Annotated in this window: 15 protein-coding genes and 1 riboswitch; of the genes, 5 read left to right on the forward strand and 10 right to left on the reverse strand. The window is 67.7% G+C overall.

The window, feature by feature from the left end:
* Positions 1–126 precede the first annotated feature (126 nt).
* Genes ACFY0T_RS27280 through ACFY0T_RS27310 form a run of 7 tightly spaced genes read right to left on the reverse strand, consistent with a single transcriptional unit; the run spans position 127 to position 4824 of the window.
* Complete coding sequence (locus tag ACFY0T_RS27280; RefSeq protein WP_388875697.1) at positions 127–1614, reverse strand: DNA cytosine methyltransferase; 1488 nt, start codon at positions 1612–1614, stop codon at positions 127–129.
* Between the two features lie 29 nt (positions 1615–1643).
* Complete coding sequence (locus tag ACFY0T_RS27285; protein ID WP_388875700.1) at positions 1644–1973, reverse strand: hypothetical protein; 330 nt, start codon at positions 1971–1973, stop codon at positions 1644–1646.
* A complete protein-coding gene (locus ACFY0T_RS27290; RefSeq protein WP_388875702.1) occupies positions 1970–2620 on the reverse strand; it encodes a GGDEF domain-containing protein in 651 nt (216 codons plus the stop codon). The genes ACFY0T_RS27285 and ACFY0T_RS27290 overlap by 4 nt, the downstream gene beginning before the upstream one ends.
* The gene (locus ACFY0T_RS27295) at positions 2617–3603 is read right to left on the reverse strand and encodes a DUF2637 domain-containing protein (RefSeq protein ID WP_388875705.1); all 987 of its coding nucleotides are present in this window, start codon (positions 3601–3603) and stop codon (positions 2617–2619) included. The genes ACFY0T_RS27290 and ACFY0T_RS27295 overlap by 4 nt, the downstream gene beginning before the upstream one ends.
* A complete protein-coding gene (locus tag ACFY0T_RS27300; RefSeq protein WP_388875708.1) occupies positions 3600–3965 on the reverse strand; it encodes a hypothetical protein in 366 nt (121 codons plus the stop codon). Before ACFY0T_RS27300 ends, ACFY0T_RS27295 begins: the two co-directional genes overlap by 4 nt.
* Entirely contained in the window at positions 3962–4558 is a 597-nt protein-coding gene (locus tag ACFY0T_RS27305) for a hypothetical protein (protein ID WP_388875711.1), read from the reverse strand. Before ACFY0T_RS27305 ends, ACFY0T_RS27300 begins: the two co-directional genes overlap by 4 nt.
* Positions 4558–4824 carry a DUF6284 family protein gene (locus ACFY0T_RS27310; RefSeq protein WP_388875714.1) on the reverse strand — a complete coding sequence of 89 codons (267 nt, stop codon included), beginning with the start codon at positions 4822–4824 and terminating at the stop codon, positions 4558–4560. Before ACFY0T_RS27310 ends, ACFY0T_RS27305 begins: the two co-directional genes overlap by 1 nt.
* Before the next feature lie 684 nt (positions 4825–5508).
* Between ACFY0T_RS27310 and ACFY0T_RS27315 the strand changes: the two genes are divergently transcribed.
* Positions 5509–5904 (forward strand): GntR family transcriptional regulator, encoded by a 396-nt coding sequence (locus ACFY0T_RS27315; RefSeq protein WP_388875717.1) that lies wholly within the window; start codon positions 5509–5511, stop codon positions 5902–5904.
* Positions 5905–6120: 216 nt separating this feature from the next.
* Here the strand turns inward: ACFY0T_RS27315 and ACFY0T_RS27320 are convergent, their stop codons facing one another.
* The 3 genes from ACFY0T_RS27320 to ACFY0T_RS27330 form a co-directional block, all read right to left on the reverse strand.
* Positions 6121–6699, reverse strand: a complete 579-nt coding sequence (locus tag ACFY0T_RS27320) for a flavoprotein (protein ID WP_388875719.1) — start codon at positions 6697–6699, stop codon at positions 6121–6123.
* Positions 6681–7916 carry a helix-turn-helix domain-containing protein gene (locus tag ACFY0T_RS27325; RefSeq protein WP_388875722.1) on the reverse strand — a complete coding sequence of 412 codons (1236 nt, stop codon included), beginning with the start codon at positions 7914–7916 and terminating at the stop codon, positions 6681–6683. Before ACFY0T_RS27325 ends, ACFY0T_RS27320 begins: the two co-directional genes overlap by 19 nt.
* A gap of 248 nt (positions 7917–8164) precedes the next feature.
* Complete coding sequence (locus ACFY0T_RS27330) at positions 8165–10018, reverse strand: pentapeptide repeat-containing protein (protein ID WP_388875725.1); 1854 nt, start codon at positions 10016–10018, stop codon at positions 8165–8167.
* A gap of 350 nt (positions 10019–10368) precedes the next feature.
* Here ACFY0T_RS27330 and rlmN point away from each other — a divergent pair, with 350 nt between their 5' ends.
* From rlmN to ACFY0T_RS27350, 4 genes are all read left to right on the forward strand, one after another.
* A complete protein-coding gene (gene rlmN / locus ACFY0T_RS27335) occupies positions 10369–11475 on the forward strand; it encodes a 23S rRNA (adenine(2503)-C(2))-methyltransferase RlmN (RefSeq protein ID WP_388875728.1) in 1107 nt (368 codons plus the stop codon).
* A 24-nt stretch (positions 11476–11499) separates the two neighbouring features.
* Positions 11500–11618: riboswitch (TPP riboswitch) on the forward strand.
* Between the two features lie 78 nt (positions 11619–11696).
* On the forward strand, positions 11697–12821 hold the full coding sequence (locus tag ACFY0T_RS27340) for a thiamine ABC transporter substrate binding subunit (RefSeq protein ID WP_388875731.1): 1125 nt from the start codon (positions 11697–11699) through the stop codon (positions 12819–12821).
* Positions 12797–14488: an ABC transporter permease gene (locus ACFY0T_RS27345; RefSeq protein ID WP_388875734.1), complete on the forward strand. Its 1692-nt coding sequence runs from the start codon at positions 12797–12799 to the stop codon at positions 14486–14488. Before ACFY0T_RS27340 ends, ACFY0T_RS27345 begins: the two co-directional genes overlap by 25 nt.
* On the forward strand, positions 14489–15523 hold the full coding sequence (locus ACFY0T_RS27350; protein WP_388875737.1) for an ABC transporter ATP-binding protein: 1035 nt from the start codon (positions 14489–14491) through the stop codon (positions 15521–15523).
* Positions 15524–15525 lie beyond the last annotated feature (2 nt).

Consider the following 15525-nt stretch of genomic DNA (forward strand, 5'->3'; position numbering starts at 1 on the left):
GGCCCGGCCGACGCTGTAGGAGGTGGGCGGCCGGGCCCGTGTAGTGATGGTGGGCGCCCTACCGGGCGGTAAGGGGGAGGGGTCCTACCCCCTCGTCGAGGGGTAGGTTTTCTACCCCTTTGGTGATCAAGCGGCGTGCGCGGCGGTGCGGTTGAGGGCATCGGTGACGCGTTCGCCGATCCACTGGGCGACGTTGCAGGACACAGCGTTTCCGGCCTGCATGGTCTGCTCGCCCTTGTTGCCGTGGACGATGTAGTCCGCCGGGAACCGCTGAGCGAGCAGCTGTTCGCGCGGCTGCACCATCCTGTAACGGCAGTCCTCCAACTCCGGTGCGGGACCGAGCAGGGCGGCCGAGTCCTTCGTGCCGAGCGTGTGCAGCGGCTCGCTGGCCGACTTGCTGGCCGAGTTGCGGTAGGGGATGACCAGCCAGTGATGCCGCCCCTTCGCGGTGACGGTGTCGACCGGCTCGCCGACCGTCCGGGCGGTGGCGTTGCGGCGCAGGGTGACGATGAACGAGTCATCGGCCTGCGGCGGCGTCAGCAGGGCTTCGAACCCCTTGGGGTTGGCCAGCCGGGTGCGCATCGGCTCACCCACGTGGGTCGGCTCCGTGTTCCACGTCCCGCCCGCAGGCACCAGGACCGCATCCCCGATCTTCACCGTGCGGGCGGCGAGCGGGGCGGTGTCGGCGGGCACGGCGCGGCCGTCGTGGCCGCCGTGGTTGACCGTGAGCACCATCCGCTCCGTGCCGAGCAGGCTCAGCCCGGCGCGGATGCGCTTGACCGTGTTCGCTGCGAGCGGGCGCAGCCCGTGTGCTGGGCGGTCGCCGATGCGCACCCCGAGGTTGGTCCAGTCGATGATGGACGCGGCCGGGCGCACGTAGGGCTCCACGATGGCGTGGTGGCAGGCGGCGTTGGGGCAGCGGTAGTCGTACTGCTGCTTGTACTTGCCCACCCGGCGCCCGTTGCGCCACGACTGCACGGCGTGGACGTCCTTACCGCACTGGGAGCACCAGGCGGGCGGGGACGGGGCCAGGTCCGGCAGGGGGATGTCGGTGCGGGTGAACACGACGTAGATGCGGTCCCGCCACTGCGGCGCGGGCGCGTTGTCCGCGCCGCCGACATGGGCGGAGGACACGGAGACGATCTGGGAGCGGTAGCCGAGCATTTCCATGCCCTTGCGCCACCAGTCGAACAGCTCCCAGTCGACGGCGAACTCCAGCACGTTCTCACACAACACCGCCTTGTAGCGGTGGACCTCGGTCGCGCGGATCACGTCGTAGGCGGTCGCCCTGGTGCGCTCCCACCCGGCGTCCTCGACGCGGCCGTACTCCTCCAGGTCGAAGGCGAGTTGGCCGTGCGTGCGCCGCCGTCCGCCGGCCGGGGAGAGCTCGGTGCAGATGGGCGAGGCCCACAGGATGTCGGTCCTGGGCAGGCGCCGCATGTCGTAGTTGTTGATGTCGGCGCACAGGTGGTCCGCCTCGCGGTGGTTGGCGGCGTGCGTCTCCACGGCGCGCGTCCAGTGGTTGGCCGCGAGCCGCAGTTCCAGCCCGGCGGCCACCAGGCCGGTGGAGGACCCGCCCGCGCCGCAGAACAGGTCGGTGAACGTCAGGCTCATGCCTGATCTCCCTTTCAACGCAGGTGGGTTCACAGCTCGAACAGGCACGGCGCCTCGTCGGCCGGTTTCGTGCTGCGGGCGCGCCGGGCCGCGGCGGTGTGGCACTCCGGGCACCAGGCCCGCAGCTGGTCCACCGGCAGCGCGGCGGCCTTGACGGGCGGGGTGAGCACATCGGCGGGCGCGGCCATCAGCCGGACGCGGTGGCCGTGCTTGCTGGTGTATCCGTCGTGCTCACGCGGGCAGCGACCCTCACTCTTGGCGTGCGCATTGCCGCACTCGCCCGCGCACTGGCAGCGGAAGCCCGCCGCCTCCATCACCGGCCGCCACGTGCCGAGCGCCGCGAGGGGCTGCGACGTCATGCCGCCACCCCCACCACGGGAGTGTCTGTGCGGGCGCCGGTGCGGCCGGCCCGCCGTCCAGCGAGGGTGGCGAACAGCCGTCCCAGTCCGGCCCGCCGCATCCCGGCGCGGGCCTGCTTCGCCGCGTACATGGCCTCATCCGCCCGCCGCAGCAGCCCGGAGAGGTCATCGGCGGGGAAGTCCGCGCCACGCACCCAGCCGAGCGAGACCGTGGTGCGGACGGCCGGGTCCTGGCCGTCGACCGGCCGGGCGAACACGCCGTGCAGCACGGCGAGCAGATCGGCGGCGGTGCCGTGGTCGTCGATGAGGACGGCGGCGAACTCATCGCCCCCGAGCCGTCCGGCGACCCCGGACGGGCCGACGTGGTGGGCGAGGCGGTCCGCGGTCGCCTTCAACAGGGCGTCCCCGGCCGCATGCCCGTGGGTGTCGTTGATGTGCTTGAACTTGTCGACATCGGCCAGCACCACGACCGCGCGGGGGTCCCTGAGCAGGGACGTTGCGCGGCGGGTGAAGCCGTCGCGGGTGAGTAATCCGGTCAGCGGGTCACGCCGGGCGGTGTTCAGGCTGCCTCGCAGCCACCACACATGGGCTGACCAGCCCCCGGCGAGGGGCAGCGCGGACAGCAGAACCGTGGCCAGGGTGTTCACGCCGCCACCTCCTCACCGGCGTTGATGGGGTGCAGCGCGCGACCGTCTGCCCGCTCGGCGAGCAGGGCGTCACGAACCTGACGGGCGGGACGGGCACCGCAGTGCAGGGCCTTGCGCAGCGCCTCGGCGTTGATCGCAGCGTCCGTCCAGTCGGCCGTGGCCGTGCGCGCCTCGGCGAGCAGTTCAGCAGGGGTGCGCTGCGGCGCGGTGGCCTTGCCCTTGGCCTGCCGCTTGCGCGGCGGCTTGGGCGCCGCGCGCGTCGGCTCCTCCGGGGCCTGTGTCGGCTCCGGGGCGACCGGCACGTCGGTGCCAGCGGGGGCGAGGTCGCCCATGCGCAGCATGACGCGCTCGCGCCGCGGGGTCTTCCACCGCCACTTCCAGCCGAACCGCTCATGCAGATCCGCACGGACCAACAGCCGTTCCCGCTCACAGGCGAGCGCATCCGTGTAGGAGGTGACCTCCCACAGCGTCATCCGGCGCCACAGCGCGAACGTGGACAGCGGGGCGAGCAGCCAGCGGGACCAGCGGATCTTGTCCATGCGGCGGCCGGTGACGGCGCCGATCCGCACGGCGTAGATGTGCGCGCCGATCTCGGAGAACACCACCCACAGCAGCGGCATCGTCCCGTGCGCCACCTTCGCGGACAGGGAGTGTCCGGCCGCGATGTTCAGCCAGCACGTGACCAGCGTGAGCACCCAGGGCACGAACCGCACCCACGCCAACGCCATGTCCAGACGGATCAGCAGCAGGTTGGCCAGGGTGAACACGGGGATGGCGATGTCGATCGAGATGGGCAGGGTGTGAGGGTTGCTGAAGCCCCATCGGGCCGCGGCCAAGGACACCGCGTCGAAGGATGAGTACAGCCCCAGGGCGCCGACCGCGGCGGCAGCGAGCGCGCCGACTCCGGCAAGGCCCACCTCCGGCTTGGTCAGCGGCGGCACGGCCGGATGGGCGGCCGTCTCCGTCGTCTCGGTGGTGGTCATTGCACCACCCCCTTGCGGCGGTTCTCGGCGCGGCTGAGCTGCGACGGGTCGATGCGCGGGCCGTCGTACCAGCAGAACGGGCGGATGGCGTCGGCGGCCGTGAACACGCGGATCGCGGCGCCCGCCGGGGCACCGGGCAGGGCGTAGACCCTGCCGCGCTCCAGCGAGGCCAGGAGCCGGGCTGCATGGTGCTCGCAGCCGTTCGCCCCGGCGTTGTGGGCGTCCAGCACGGTCACGACGGCCGGGCCGTCGCACGGGGTCGGGTCGTCGTGGTGAGCGGCGGGGCAACGGGGGGTGCCGGTCGTGCCGCTGCTCCCTTCCGGGAAGGCCAGCGGCGGGACGGCCGGCCGCTCGGTGCTCATGCTGCACCTACCTGGAATGCAGGGTTGGCCAGGCCGGTCAGGGCGGCGATCTCATTGCCGGTCAGCACGGTGTTCTCGTCCATGGCGAGTGCCACGGTGCGGATCTCGTGCCACAGGTGGGCCACCTTGCGGCGAGCCATCCCGCGCACCATGCCCCAGGACTTGCCGTCCTCGGGGACGTAGTTGCGGCCAAGCCGGAACCCGAACTGCCCGAGGATGTCGATGGCCTGGTCGCGGTCGTGCGGCGAGGCGCAGGCAGCAGCACGCTCCGGCGTCCACAGACCGTAGATCATCAGGTAGTTGATGTGGGCGAGTTCTCCGGCCGCGGCCTGTGCCGCGAACTGCCACGGCGGGGTGTTCTGTGCCTGGTGGGCGGTGTTGCCGGTCAGCCGCCAGCCGCCGTTCTCGGTGTTCCACGCGATGACCTCGCTGGTGATCACGTGCATGCCGTAGGCCATGGACAGCACGGCGTGCCCGGCCTCGTGAAAGGCCATGCCCAACCGGGCCTGCTCGTGAGTCAGCGGCATGTCGAGGAACGGGCGCGGTGTGCCGGTGTGGTCGTTCAGGATCTCGGGGGCCGGGGCCGTCGTCATCACGCGGCACCCCCCGGCAGCATCACGGCCGTGCTGTTGGCGAGGTGCCGTCGGGCAGCCAGCACCCGGTTGCGGGCCCGCCGCAGACGGCGCGCGTCCACCTCGCTCGGGACGCGGTCAAGGGTCGTGATCTGTGCGTCGAGCAGGTCGACTTCCGCCAGGACCAGCGGGAGCTCTCGCTCGATCGCGTCCAGTTCAGCGGTGGTCGGTTCGCGGTCGGAGTCGTCGGCGGTAACAACCGCCTGAACAGCACCGATGTGCTTCATGGGTCGTGGTGTCCTCTCATAGGGAAACGGCCCAAATCGCGGTCCCCGGGTGGCACCCCGGGGGCCGCTCGCCGTGGAGCGGCCTGTGCGGCTCCCCGCGCTCCCGCCCGTCGCCCCTGCCGCGAGCGCGGGTTGGGGTACGGGCGGGAGAGGCAGCCGGCCGCAGCCACCCCGCAATGGGGTGCTGCGGCGAGGTCGTGAAAGGCGCGGCTAGTGGCCGCGGAGTCCGTCTTTGCAGGTCGGGCAGACGGGGCCCGCGATCTTCGCCCTTGTCTCACCTGTGCGCATGGATCACGTGTCCGTCCCGTGAGGGCGGCATGGGAAAAGGTGCGTGCGAGTCGCACAGGCAGGGCCGACGGCTTGTCGTGTTGCCTGATCCCGGGTGACCAGAGGACGCCGCCTGTGTGGCACCCCTCCGCAGATCTCTTGCTCGGAGGCGCCGACGCGTCATGGCTCCGGGGACACCTGTTCAGTTGTCAACCAACGGGCGCTGCCTTCGTACTCACCCCTCCGGGGCTTTCCTCCGGGCGTTGGTGCAGGTCAAGCGCTTACGAATGCGGGCGATGTCACCCTTCCGGGATCCTCGTTCCGTCGCGAGATCAGATTGACCTATGTCAATCTGGCTGTCAATAGGGTTTGGCGAAGGGATCAGAGATTGACCTAGGTCCGGTTACTCTCGATGCCATGGACCAGAGCCCCGAAGCGCCCAAGCAGACGCCTACGGCCAAGGAGATCGCGGCGGAGTTCCGCGAGAAGATCACGGGCCCCGATCGCGAGTACGAGCCCGGCGATCAGCTCCCAGCCGCTCGCAAGCTCGCCAAGGAACTTGGCGTGCAGCTCATGACTGTTCAGAGCGCTTTCGGGCAGCTCCGTGACGAGGGGCTGGTTCTCACTCAGCAGGGTCGCGGGACGTTCGTCCGCGATCCTTCTGTGCCCCTCGGCACCGAGCCGGGCAGTAGCCCGGCGTTCACCGCTCTCGCCGCCGAGCTCAGCACGATTCATGACGCCCTGCACCTACTCGGCGAGCGGCTTGATCGCCTTGAGCGGCTTGTGGGTAGCGAGACTCCACCGTCGCCGTGAGTTCGTCCGCGCGCCTCAGTAGTTCTTCGACCTTGACGCGCGCCTCGCTCAAACTCGCTTTGATCAAAGCGAGTTCAGCAGGAGTCATGTCTTCCAGCTCGCCGCTTTGCTCATTGATCCCTGACATGCCAATGAGGATGTGGCCTGGAACGGCAGAGGACCCGGACAGACTGTCCGGGTCCTCTTTCCTTACAGGTCAGGCGGGTTGACGATTCGTCATCGGGTTGCCGCGTCCACCGTGTCGAGTATCGCTGACCACGGAAGTGCGCGCCCTGCCGGCGCTTCCCGAGGCTCGTACAGCGGCCATACCTCCGGGCCGTAGACGAGGTGCACGCCTGCCGCCTGGAGAGTGTCGATGTGGCGCTGCCATGCTGGATGGCGAGCGTGCGCCGCGTTCACCCGAGGGAAGACGACGACCGGCAGACCGAGGGTGCCGATGGCCTCGCCCACCTGCGTCAGAGCCTGGTTGTCCATCAGGCCGGTCGCGAGCTTGGCGACCATGTTGGCCGACGCGGGGGCGACGACGTAGCAGTCAACCGGCGGGTGCGGTCGGGCCTCGCCGGGCAACCGCGGCTCATCGCGGACGGGCAGGCCCGTCAGTTTCTCCAGCCGCTCGGCCTCGCCGCTTAGCCGGAGCCACTGCCCCGCGGTCGGCGTGAGCGTGACAGCCACCTGCCATCCGCGATCCATCGCGGGTTCTACGAGACCAGTGCGCAGTGCCTCAACGCCTCCGGCCGCAGACCCGACGACCCCGAGCACTCCACGCCTGCCTGAACTCACTGCACCGCCCTGCACCGCTGAGCCATTACGAACACATCGGATGAACGCGAGCCACCGGTGACCGGTGACTGTTTGATCAGGTCACGCAGCGTCTCGCGCACCCTGGGATTGTTGCGTACGAGCTGTGGCGACGTGCGCTCAGCCGTTCGTAGCTCCGTGAACGCCTCATCCCCTTGCCCGGCGAGCGACAGGGCCCGTGCATAGTCGATTCGGTGCGAGACGCTTCGTTCCTGCGGCATGTGGTCGACGTTGATCCGCCCGTGTTCCACCACGTACGACACGTTGTCGAGGTCCAGCTCAACGGACAGACGGTGCAGCAGCACGTTCGTGGGCCCAAAGCCGGTCTGCCAGTAGTTCTCATCCGAGCCGAGATCGTCCGCAAGTTCCTCGGCTCGGTTCAGCAGGCCCGTCGCGGTGGGGCGGTCCTGGTGACGAGCAGCCGCTACAGCGGCGCGCAAGTGGATCATTCCCAGCAGGCTCAGTGCTGCCGGGTCGTTCTCGGTGACCTGCGACGACAGCCATGCGGCGGCCGTGTTGCCTAGCTCAAGCGCGTCGTCGTATCGGCCGTTTGCCAGTAGGGCATGAGTGCCGGAACGCGCGGCCGATGCCAGTACGAGGGGGTCATCCGACTCGTCAGCGGCCCGCATCGTGCGTTCGGCAGCAAGCCATGAGATGTCCGACTCGCCGATCTTTGCGAGCGTCGTCGCTGCGAGGTGGTGTGTGCGAGCCGACACGGCCCAGCAGTCGCTACGGTCGTCTCCGCGGCGCGCCGCTCGCTCCTCCAGCTCTTGAGCGGTCTGTAGAAGCGCCGGAAGGGCCGCGATGACGCTGCCGAGCCGTCCTCCCTGGTAGTCGTTCCATGCCCGCTCCACGCGAACGGCGACGGGGGCCGGCGTCGGGAGCTGTACCTCGGTCTCGGGGCCGAAGAGCAAGCGCGACAGCCGGCGCGGGCTCATGAGCGCGTCGCGCACGGCGGGAACGTCGTCCTGCTGCCTCTCGTCCTCCATGAGCACGGTCTGACCGAGTAGGTCCCCGAGGGGTACGCGCAGGAGGCGCGACAACTCCGCGAGCATGTCGATCCGGGGTGGCTTCCTACGACCGGTCTCGATCTTCGCCAGCCAGTCAGTGCTACGGCCGACCAGTCCGGCCAGAACCTCTTGCGTGTAGCCGCGGCGCTTGCGGTAGAACGCGATCCGCTCGCCGATGCTGAGGTGATCTCCGAGACCACGCATTGCGTGCTGCCTCCTGCTGGTGGTGGGGGCTGATTTCACGGTACAGAGCCAGTGCCGGAGCCGGTAGCTGACGCCGTTGCTTGGCGCCAGCCCTCACAGAGTGCATGTCGCGAGAGCGACGGACCCGGACGAACTGTCCGGGTCCCTCACTTCAGGCAGCGCCTCGGGCGGCTTTCAGTAGAGCCAGTGCGAGGGACATGACGTCGAGGCCTCGTTTTTGTCCAGGTGGTCAGCTCCAGGACCTTCCGTCATCGCTTTACCCGCCCACGAACGGCAAGTGCAGCGAGGCCGAGGAGCACCGGTTCGGAAAAGCGGGAGGCCATTTCAATATAGTCGCCAGAGGTTGTGAGATCCTGGCCGCTGGAGCGGAAGACTACCGAATTGAGGGTGGCCTTTAGCGATTTCTCGAACCGTATGGAAGAAAACCGTTCGTCGCTAGGGTTCTTCGGATCTGCGTTGCCTATCTCGAAAGTGACCTTCCCCCCGTTCGGCGGGACTATTCCTACTGCCTCCTGTTTCGATGACTCCTGGGGCAACCCAAATGCCATCATGAGTAAAATGGTGGTCAGCATCGCTAGGGTAAGCCATCCTAGCGCGCGCGACGCGCGCAACCCGTAACCCGATAGTAGCCAATACAGTTGCAGCAGCCAACGCTCAGACGTAATCCATTTGCGACTGAGGCGCCTCATCTCCATCTCCCCGTAATAGAAATCTGCGGCGCCGGGCTCATCCTTTGCGTCCTCGCGCGATTTCCGCAATTGTCGATAGATTATCGCCAACGCATCATACCGAGGAGTGACTCTATCGATTGGTCTATTGCCCCAGATGCGATGGGATGAGCCTCTGCCCGACAGGGCACGCCGACGGCGCTCTTCTTCGATAACTTGGCGACTCGTGTGACGAAACGGGGGCGTCATGGAAAAGCCACGAGGGCTCCGATTGAAATACCAGCGGCCTTCGAGACGGAGTTGGTCTAGATGGATTGATCCACTGAAAGTGCAGTTCGTAAGCGAAAGGTTCGCTACTGTCAACATTGCGCAGTCGACACCTCTAAGTGAGGTCAGAGAAGCAACCGACTGAACGGCTCCAGTTTCGAAGTTGAGGGTGAAGGGTGCACCAATGATGTCGACTGGCTGGTTGAGAACTGCATGTGTCAGGTCTACGTCGGCCCGTGCCACCTGAACTGAGGCGTGCGAAGCGAATACGGTGTGCTTTAGGGATGCTTTCCCTGCATCCACGTCGAGTAGGACTGGATGCTCGAAATGTGCGTGCGCTAGGTCCAGAACTTGTTCGCAATGTATAGGGCCGAATCTCGACATCTCCGCGAAAAGTGCCTTAGTGAAGAATGCGCCGCCAGATCCGACTGTGACGCTATGGAAGTCGGCGGCCCCAAGAAATCTTGATTCAATGAACTGGGCGAAACCCTCGAAGGTGACATTCGTGAAGTTGGCGGAATTCTCGAAAGTTGCCCTATTGAAGGTGGTCTCTATGCCAAATGTAGCCCCCTCGAAGAGGGCCCAGTCTAGAAACTGAACTCCATCGAAGGTTGCTTTCTTGAAGCGCGAATTCTGAAAGAAGGCGTCCTTGGTGAAAATTGCGTCCTCGAAGTTAGCCCAGTCTGAGAAGTCCACTTCGTCAAAGGAGGCGCCTTCGTGAAATTTGACACTGTCAAAGATTGCCGAATCCTTGAAGTGCGCTCCAGTGAACTCGACGTCTCCCAGGAATTCCACGTCGCTAAACTGGGTGATTCCTTGAAACTCTGATGATGCAAATGAGAGATAGGAGCGGAACGCTCCCGTGATCCTTAGGATGGCGCCAGTGAACTTGCAATATGTGAAGTAAGCGTGGGTGTTGCCATGGTTGAGAACGGAAGTGACCTGTCGGAAAAGATCAGGGTCAATACGCGTTCCTTGGTAGCTCACCGATGATCGTTCGTGCATGGAATTGAAATGCCTGGTGCGTTCTTCCGTTGAAATATGCGAGAGGCATTTCGAGTAGGGTTCGACAACTTCACCTCGGCATCGAGAAGTGCCATCCGGGGTTTCCGTGAGTTGGGAACACTCGGTCCATTGGGGGCTTGGCGGTGCGGCGGGGTCGGTCATGCACCACCGTTACCGCACCTGCGGTGAGACTGACCGTGACATTGCCATTTCGTGAGCCGGCGAGACGGGTCACAGGTCAACGGCCTCCATGGGGGAGCGCCTAGTAGCTCGCCCTGAGCTTCCCCGGGTCTTCCCGAAGAGGGGAGGATCGGCAAGGAGCCGCCCATGATCCCCGAGTGCGGGGATGCGAGATTCTCTGGCTCAGCGTTGTTCCAGGTCGCGCGGCCGCAGCGGGGCCGTCTGTGGGCCGTCCGACGGTGGCCCAAGACAACCAGCAACGGCCGTCAACGACCACCATGCGAAGCGACTGACGCAGGTCACAGGAATCGATCTGCGACACTGGTACAGCCATGCCTAAGCCCGGAGAACTCACTTTCGTCGCCCCGCGCGGAGCCAAGAAGCCGCCGCGGCACCTTGCCGATCTCACGCCCGCCGAGCGAAAAGAGGCGGTTGCCGCGATCGGTGAGAAGCCGTTTCGCGCCAAGCAGCTCTCACAGCACTACTTCGCGCGGTACGCGCACGACCCCGCGGAGTGGACGGACATCCCGGCCGCCTCGCGCGGCAAGCTCCAGGAGGCGCTGCTCCCCGAGCTGATGACGGTCGTGCGGCATCTGTCCACCGACCAGGAAACCACCCGCAAGACGCTGTGGCGGCTCTTCGACGGCACGCTCGTCGAGTCCGTGCTGATGCGCTACCCGGACCGGGTGACCATGTGCATCAGCTCGCAGGCCGGGTGCGGGATGAACTGCCCGTTCTGCGCCACCGGGCAGGCCGGGCTCGACCGGAACCTGTCGACCGGTGAGATCGTGCACCAGATCGTGGACGGGATGCGCGCCCTCAGGGACGGCGAGATCCCCGGCGGTCCGGCACGGCTGAGCAACATCGTCTTCATGGGCATGGGCGAGCCGCTCGCCAACTACAAGCGGGTGGTCGGGGCCATTCGCGCGCTCACCGACCCCGAGCCCGACGGGCTGGGGCTCTCCCAGCGCGGCATCACCGTGTCGACGGTCGGGCTCGTGCCCGCCATCCACCGGTTCTCCGACGAGGGCTTCAAGTGCCGTCTCGCCATCTCCCTGCACGCGCCGGACGACGAGCTGCGCGACACCCTCGTCCCCGTCAACACGCGGTGGAAGGTGCGCGAGGTGCTGGACGCCGGCTGGGAGTACGCGGCCAAGTCCGGGCGGCGCCTGTCCATCGAGTACGCCCTCATCCGCGACATCAACGACCAGGCGTGGCGCGGTGACCGGCTCGGGCGGCTGCTCAAGGGCAAGCCGGTGCACGTCAACCTCATCCCGCTGAACCCGACCCCGGGTTCGAAGTGGACCGCCTCGCGGCCCGAGGACGAGAAGGCGTTCGTCGAGGCCATCGCGGCCCACGGGGTGCCGGTGACCATCCGGGACACCCGAGGTCAGGAGATCGACGGGGCGTGCGGTCAGCTCGCCGCGACCGAACGGTAGTCTGATCCGCGTCAGTACATCTTCATATTCCGACAGGGGAGCGCCACAGCGCTGAGAGTGCGGCAGCCGGACCACCGGTGGGCCGCAGACCCTCTGAACCTTGCCCAGGTCATTCTGGGTAGGAAGTTCGGGCATCACTCAAGCTGTTGCGCCCTGCCCGGGACCGCCAAGGGGTCCCGGGCAGGGCCGCGTCTCTTCCTGGTCACCCCAGGAGGAATTCAGTGAGCACCACCACGAAGTTCACGGCCGCGCTTGTGGCGACCGGACTTGGGCTCGTCACGCTGTCCGCGTGCGGCTCGTCAGAATCCGGCGACAAGGCAGCCGCGGACTCCAAGAACGTCACCCTCGTCAGTCACGACTCCTTCGCCTACTCCAAGAGCGTGCTGCAGGCGTTCGAGAAGGAGTCCGGGTACAAGGTCAGGATCCTCAAGGACGGCGACGCCGGACAGGCCGTCAACAAGGCGATCCTCACCAAGGACAACCCGCAGGGCGACGTCTTCTTCGGTGTCGACAACACCCTGCTGTCCCGCGCGCTCGACAACGGGCTCTTCCAGTCGTACGAGGCCAAGGGCTCGGACCGCATAGTGCCGGAGTACCGGGTCGACCAGGACAAGCACCGGGTCACGCCCATCGACTCCGGCGACATCTGCGTCAACTACGACAAGGCCTACTTCAGCAAGCACAAGCTGACGCCGCCGCAGTCCTTCGACGATCTGATCAAGCCCGAGTACAAGAACCTCCTCGTCACCGAGAACGCCTCCACGTCCTCGCCGGGCCTCGGCTTCCTGCTCGGGACCGCCGCGAAGTACGGCGATGGGGGCACCTCCCGCTCGAGCGAAGCCGAGAGTGGGGGAGGCTGGCAGGGCTACTGGAAGAAGCTCAAGACCAATGGCGTGAAGGTCGTCGACGGCTGGGAGCAGGCGTACAACGAGGAGTTCTCCGGGTCCGCGGGCGGCAAGAAGGCCACGGCCGACCGGCCGCTGGTCGTCTCCTACGCCTCGTCCCCGCCGGCCGAGGTCATCTACGCCGACCCGAAGCCGACGACCGCGCCGACCGGCGTCGCGAACGGCACCTGCTTCCGGCAGGTCGAGTACGCGGGGCTGCTGAGCAACGCGAAGAACCCCAAGGGTGGCAAGGCGTTCATCGACTTCCTGGTCTCCCAGCAGTTCCAGGAGGACATGCCGCTGAACATGTTCGTGTACCCGGTGGTCAAGGGCGCCGCCGTGCCCGCCGAGTTCACGAAGTACGGCCCGCAGGCCAAGGATCCCGAGACCATGGACCCCGCCAAGATCGCCGACAACCGTGACCAGTGGGTCAAGTCGTGGACCTCGCTCGTACTGAAGTAGCACCCAAGACGCGAGCAGTACCCAAGAAGCGCGGAGGGGCGGCGCGGCTGGGGCTCATGGCCCTGCCCGTCGCGTTCTTCGCCGTCTTCTTCGCCTACCCCGTCGCCGCGATCGTGGCCCGCGGTCTCAAGGTCGACGGCGCCTGGCAGTTGGGGCGGATCGGTGACGTGCTCGCGCAGTCCGACATCCGCCACGTGCTCTGGTTCACCACCTGGCAGGCGCTCGCGTCGACGGCGCTCACGCTGCTGATCGCGCTGCCCGCCGCGTATGTGTTCGCGCGCTTCGATTTCAGGGGCAAGCAGATCCTCCGGGCCGTCGTGACCGTGCCCTTCGTGCTGCCCACCGTCGTCGTCGGTACGGCGTTCCTCGCGCTGGTCGGCCGCGGTGGGCTGCTCGACGAGCTGTGGGGTGTACGGCTGGACACCACCGTGTGGGCGATCCTGCTCGCGCATGTCTTCTTCAACTACGCCGTCGTCGTACGGACGGTCGGCGGGCTCTGGTCGCAGCTCGACCCACGCCAGGAGGAGGCCGCACGGATGCTCGGCGCCTCCCGGTTCGCCGCTTGGCGCAAGGTGACGCTGCCGGCCCTGAGCCCGGCCGTCGCCGCCGCCGCGCTCATGGTCTTCCTCTTCACCTTCACCTCCTTCGGCGTGGTGCAGATCCTCGGCGGCCCCACCTTCTCGACGCTCGAAGTCGAGATCTACCGGCAGACCTCGGAGATCTTCGACCTCGCGACGGCGGCGGTGCTGACGATCATCCAGTTCGTGGCGGTGGGCGCGATCCTCGCCGTGCACGCCTGGACCGTACGGCGCCGGGAGACCGCCCTGCGCCTGGTGGCCCCGGAGATGACGGCGCGCCGGCCGCACGGGGCCGGGCAGTGGGCCCTGCTGGCAGCGGTGCTGGCGAGCATCGTCCTCCTCCTCGTGCTGCCCCTCGGCGTGCTGATCCAGCGGTCCCTCGACGCCCCCGGCGGCTACGGATTCGCGTACTACAAGGCGCTGACCTCCGACGACGGCGGTATCTTCCTCGTCGCGCCGATCGAGGCGATCGGCAACTCGCTGGAGTACGCGCTCGCCGCCACCGCCATCGCGGTGGTGATCGGCGGTCTGGCGGCCGCGGCCCTCACCCGCCGTAACGCGGGCCGTCTCGTACGAGGCTTCGACGCGCTGCTGATGCTGCCGCTCGGCGTCTCCGCGGTGACCGTGGGCTTCGGTTTCCTCATCGCGCTGGACGAGCCGCCGCTGGATCTGCGGGCGTCCTGGATCCTGGTGCCGCTCGCGCAGGCGCTGGTGGGCGCCCCCTTCGTCGTACGGACGATGCTGCCCGTGCTGCGGGCGGTGGACGAACGGTTGCGGGAGGCGGCGGCCGTGCTCGGGGCGTCGCCGTGGCGGGTGTGGCGCGAGGTCGATCTGCCGATGGTGCGGCGGGCGTTGCTGATCGCGGCCGGGTTCGCCTTCGCCGTGTCGCTCGGCGAGTTCGGGGCGACCGTCTTCATCGCGCGGCCCGACAACCCGACGCTGCCGGTCGCCGTGGCCCGGCTGCTCGGGCGGGCGGGCGACCTCAACTACGGGCAGGCGATGGCGCTTTCTACGATCCTGATGGTGGTGTGCGCGGTGGCGCTGCTGTTGTTGGAGCGCGTACGGACCGACCGGACCGGGGAGTTCTAGATGTTGCTGAGCCTCGAAGGCGCGACCGTACGCTTCGGCGGGCGGCCCGTGCTCGACGCCGTCGACCTCGATGTCGCCGAGCACGAGATCGTCTGTGTGCTCGGGCCGAGCGGCAGCGGCAAGTCCACGCTGCTCAGGGCGGTGGCCGGATTGCAGACGCTGGATGCGGGCCGTGTGGTACTGGACGGACGCGACCAGACGGCGGTGCCCGCGCACAAGCGCGGCGTCGGCCTGATGTTCCAGGACCACCAGCTCTTTCCGCAGCGGGACGTGGGCGGCAATGTCGCCTTCGGGCTGCGGATGCACGGGGCGTCGAAGGGGAAACAGGCCCTGCAGGTGGGGGAGTTGCTGGAACTCGTCGGGCTGCCGGGTGCCGAGCGGAGGGCCGTCGCGGAGCTCTCCGGCGGCGAGCAGCAGCGGGTCGCGCTGGCCCGTGCCTTGGCGCCCCGTCCGCGCCTGCTGATGCTCGACGAACCGCTCGGCCAGCTGGACCGCTCGCTGCGCGAACGGCTTGTCGTCGAACTCCGTGAGCTCTTCGGCGAGTTGGGAACGACCGTGCTCGCCGTCACGCACGACCAGGGCGAGGCCTTCGCGCTCGCCGACCGGGTCGTGGTGATGCGTGACGGGCGGATCGCCCAGTCCGGTACGCCACTTGAGGTCTGGCAGCACCCCGCGGACGCGTTCGTGGCCCGCTTCCTCGGCTTCGACAATGTGGTCGAGGCGACGGTGAGCGGGGAGGCCGCGGACACCCCGTGGGGGAAGGTTCCGGTGCCCGAAGGCGCCTCTCAGGGGCCGGGCGCCCTCCTCGTACGGCCCGCCGGTGTACGGCTCGTGGCCCCGGCGGACGGGCTGCGCTGCACCGTCGCCGCACGCACCTTCCGGGGCACCCACGTCGCCGTACATCTGCAACCGGAGGACGCGCCCCGGCTCGAAGCGGCGTGCGCGCTGCGGGATGCGCCGGAGCCCGGCGACGAGGTCGGCGTGGAGTTCGACGCAGCCGAAATTGTCGTACTCGGGGAGTCCCCCGCCGCATAAGG

It is taken from the genome of Streptomyces sp. NPDC001530, from assembly GCF_042894545.1.
Taxonomy (GTDB): Bacteria; Actinomycetota; Actinomycetes; order Streptomycetales; family Streptomycetaceae; genus Streptomyces.

Bases quoted from the DNA above. Each gene is read 5' to 3' on its own strand.
- ACFY0T_RS27315 (WP_388875717.1), top strand. From the start codon at position 5,509: ATGGACCAGAGCCCCGAAGCGCCCAAGCAGACGCCTACGGCCAAGGAG.
- ACFY0T_RS27300 (WP_388875708.1), bottom strand. From the start codon at position 3,965: ATGAGCACCGAGCGGCCGGCCGTCCCGCCGCTGGCCTTCCCGGAAGGG.
- ACFY0T_RS27280 (WP_388875697.1), bottom strand. From the start codon at position 1,614: ATGAGCCTGACGTTCACCGACCTGTTCTGCGGCGCGGGCGGGTCCTCC.
- ACFY0T_RS27330 (WP_388875725.1), bottom strand. From the start codon at position 10,018: ATGACCGACCCCGCCGCACCGCCAAGCCCCCAATGGACCGAGTGTTCC.
- ACFY0T_RS27305 (WP_388875711.1), bottom strand. From the start codon at position 4,558: ATGACGACGGCCCCGGCCCCCGAGATCCTGAACGACCACACCGGCACA.
- ACFY0T_RS27325 (WP_388875722.1), bottom strand. From the start codon at position 7,916: ATGCGTGGTCTCGGAGATCACCTCAGCATCGGCGAGCGGATCGCGTTC.
- ACFY0T_RS27310 (WP_388875714.1), bottom strand. From the start codon at position 4,824: ATGAAGCACATCGGTGCTGTTCAGGCGGTTGTTACCGCCGACGACTCC.
- ACFY0T_RS27285 (WP_388875700.1), bottom strand. From the start codon at position 1,973: ATGACGTCGCAGCCCCTCGCGGCGCTCGGCACGTGGCGGCCGGTGATG.
- ACFY0T_RS27295 (WP_388875705.1), bottom strand. From the start codon at position 3,603: ATGACCACCACCGAGACGACGGAGACGGCCGCCCATCCGGCCGTGCCG.
- rlmN (WP_388875728.1), top strand. From the start codon at position 10,369: ATGCCTAAGCCCGGAGAACTCACTTTCGTCGCCCCGCGCGGAGCCAAG.
- ACFY0T_RS27350 (WP_388875737.1), top strand. From the start codon at position 14,489: ATGTTGCTGAGCCTCGAAGGCGCGACCGTACGCTTCGGCGGGCGGCCC.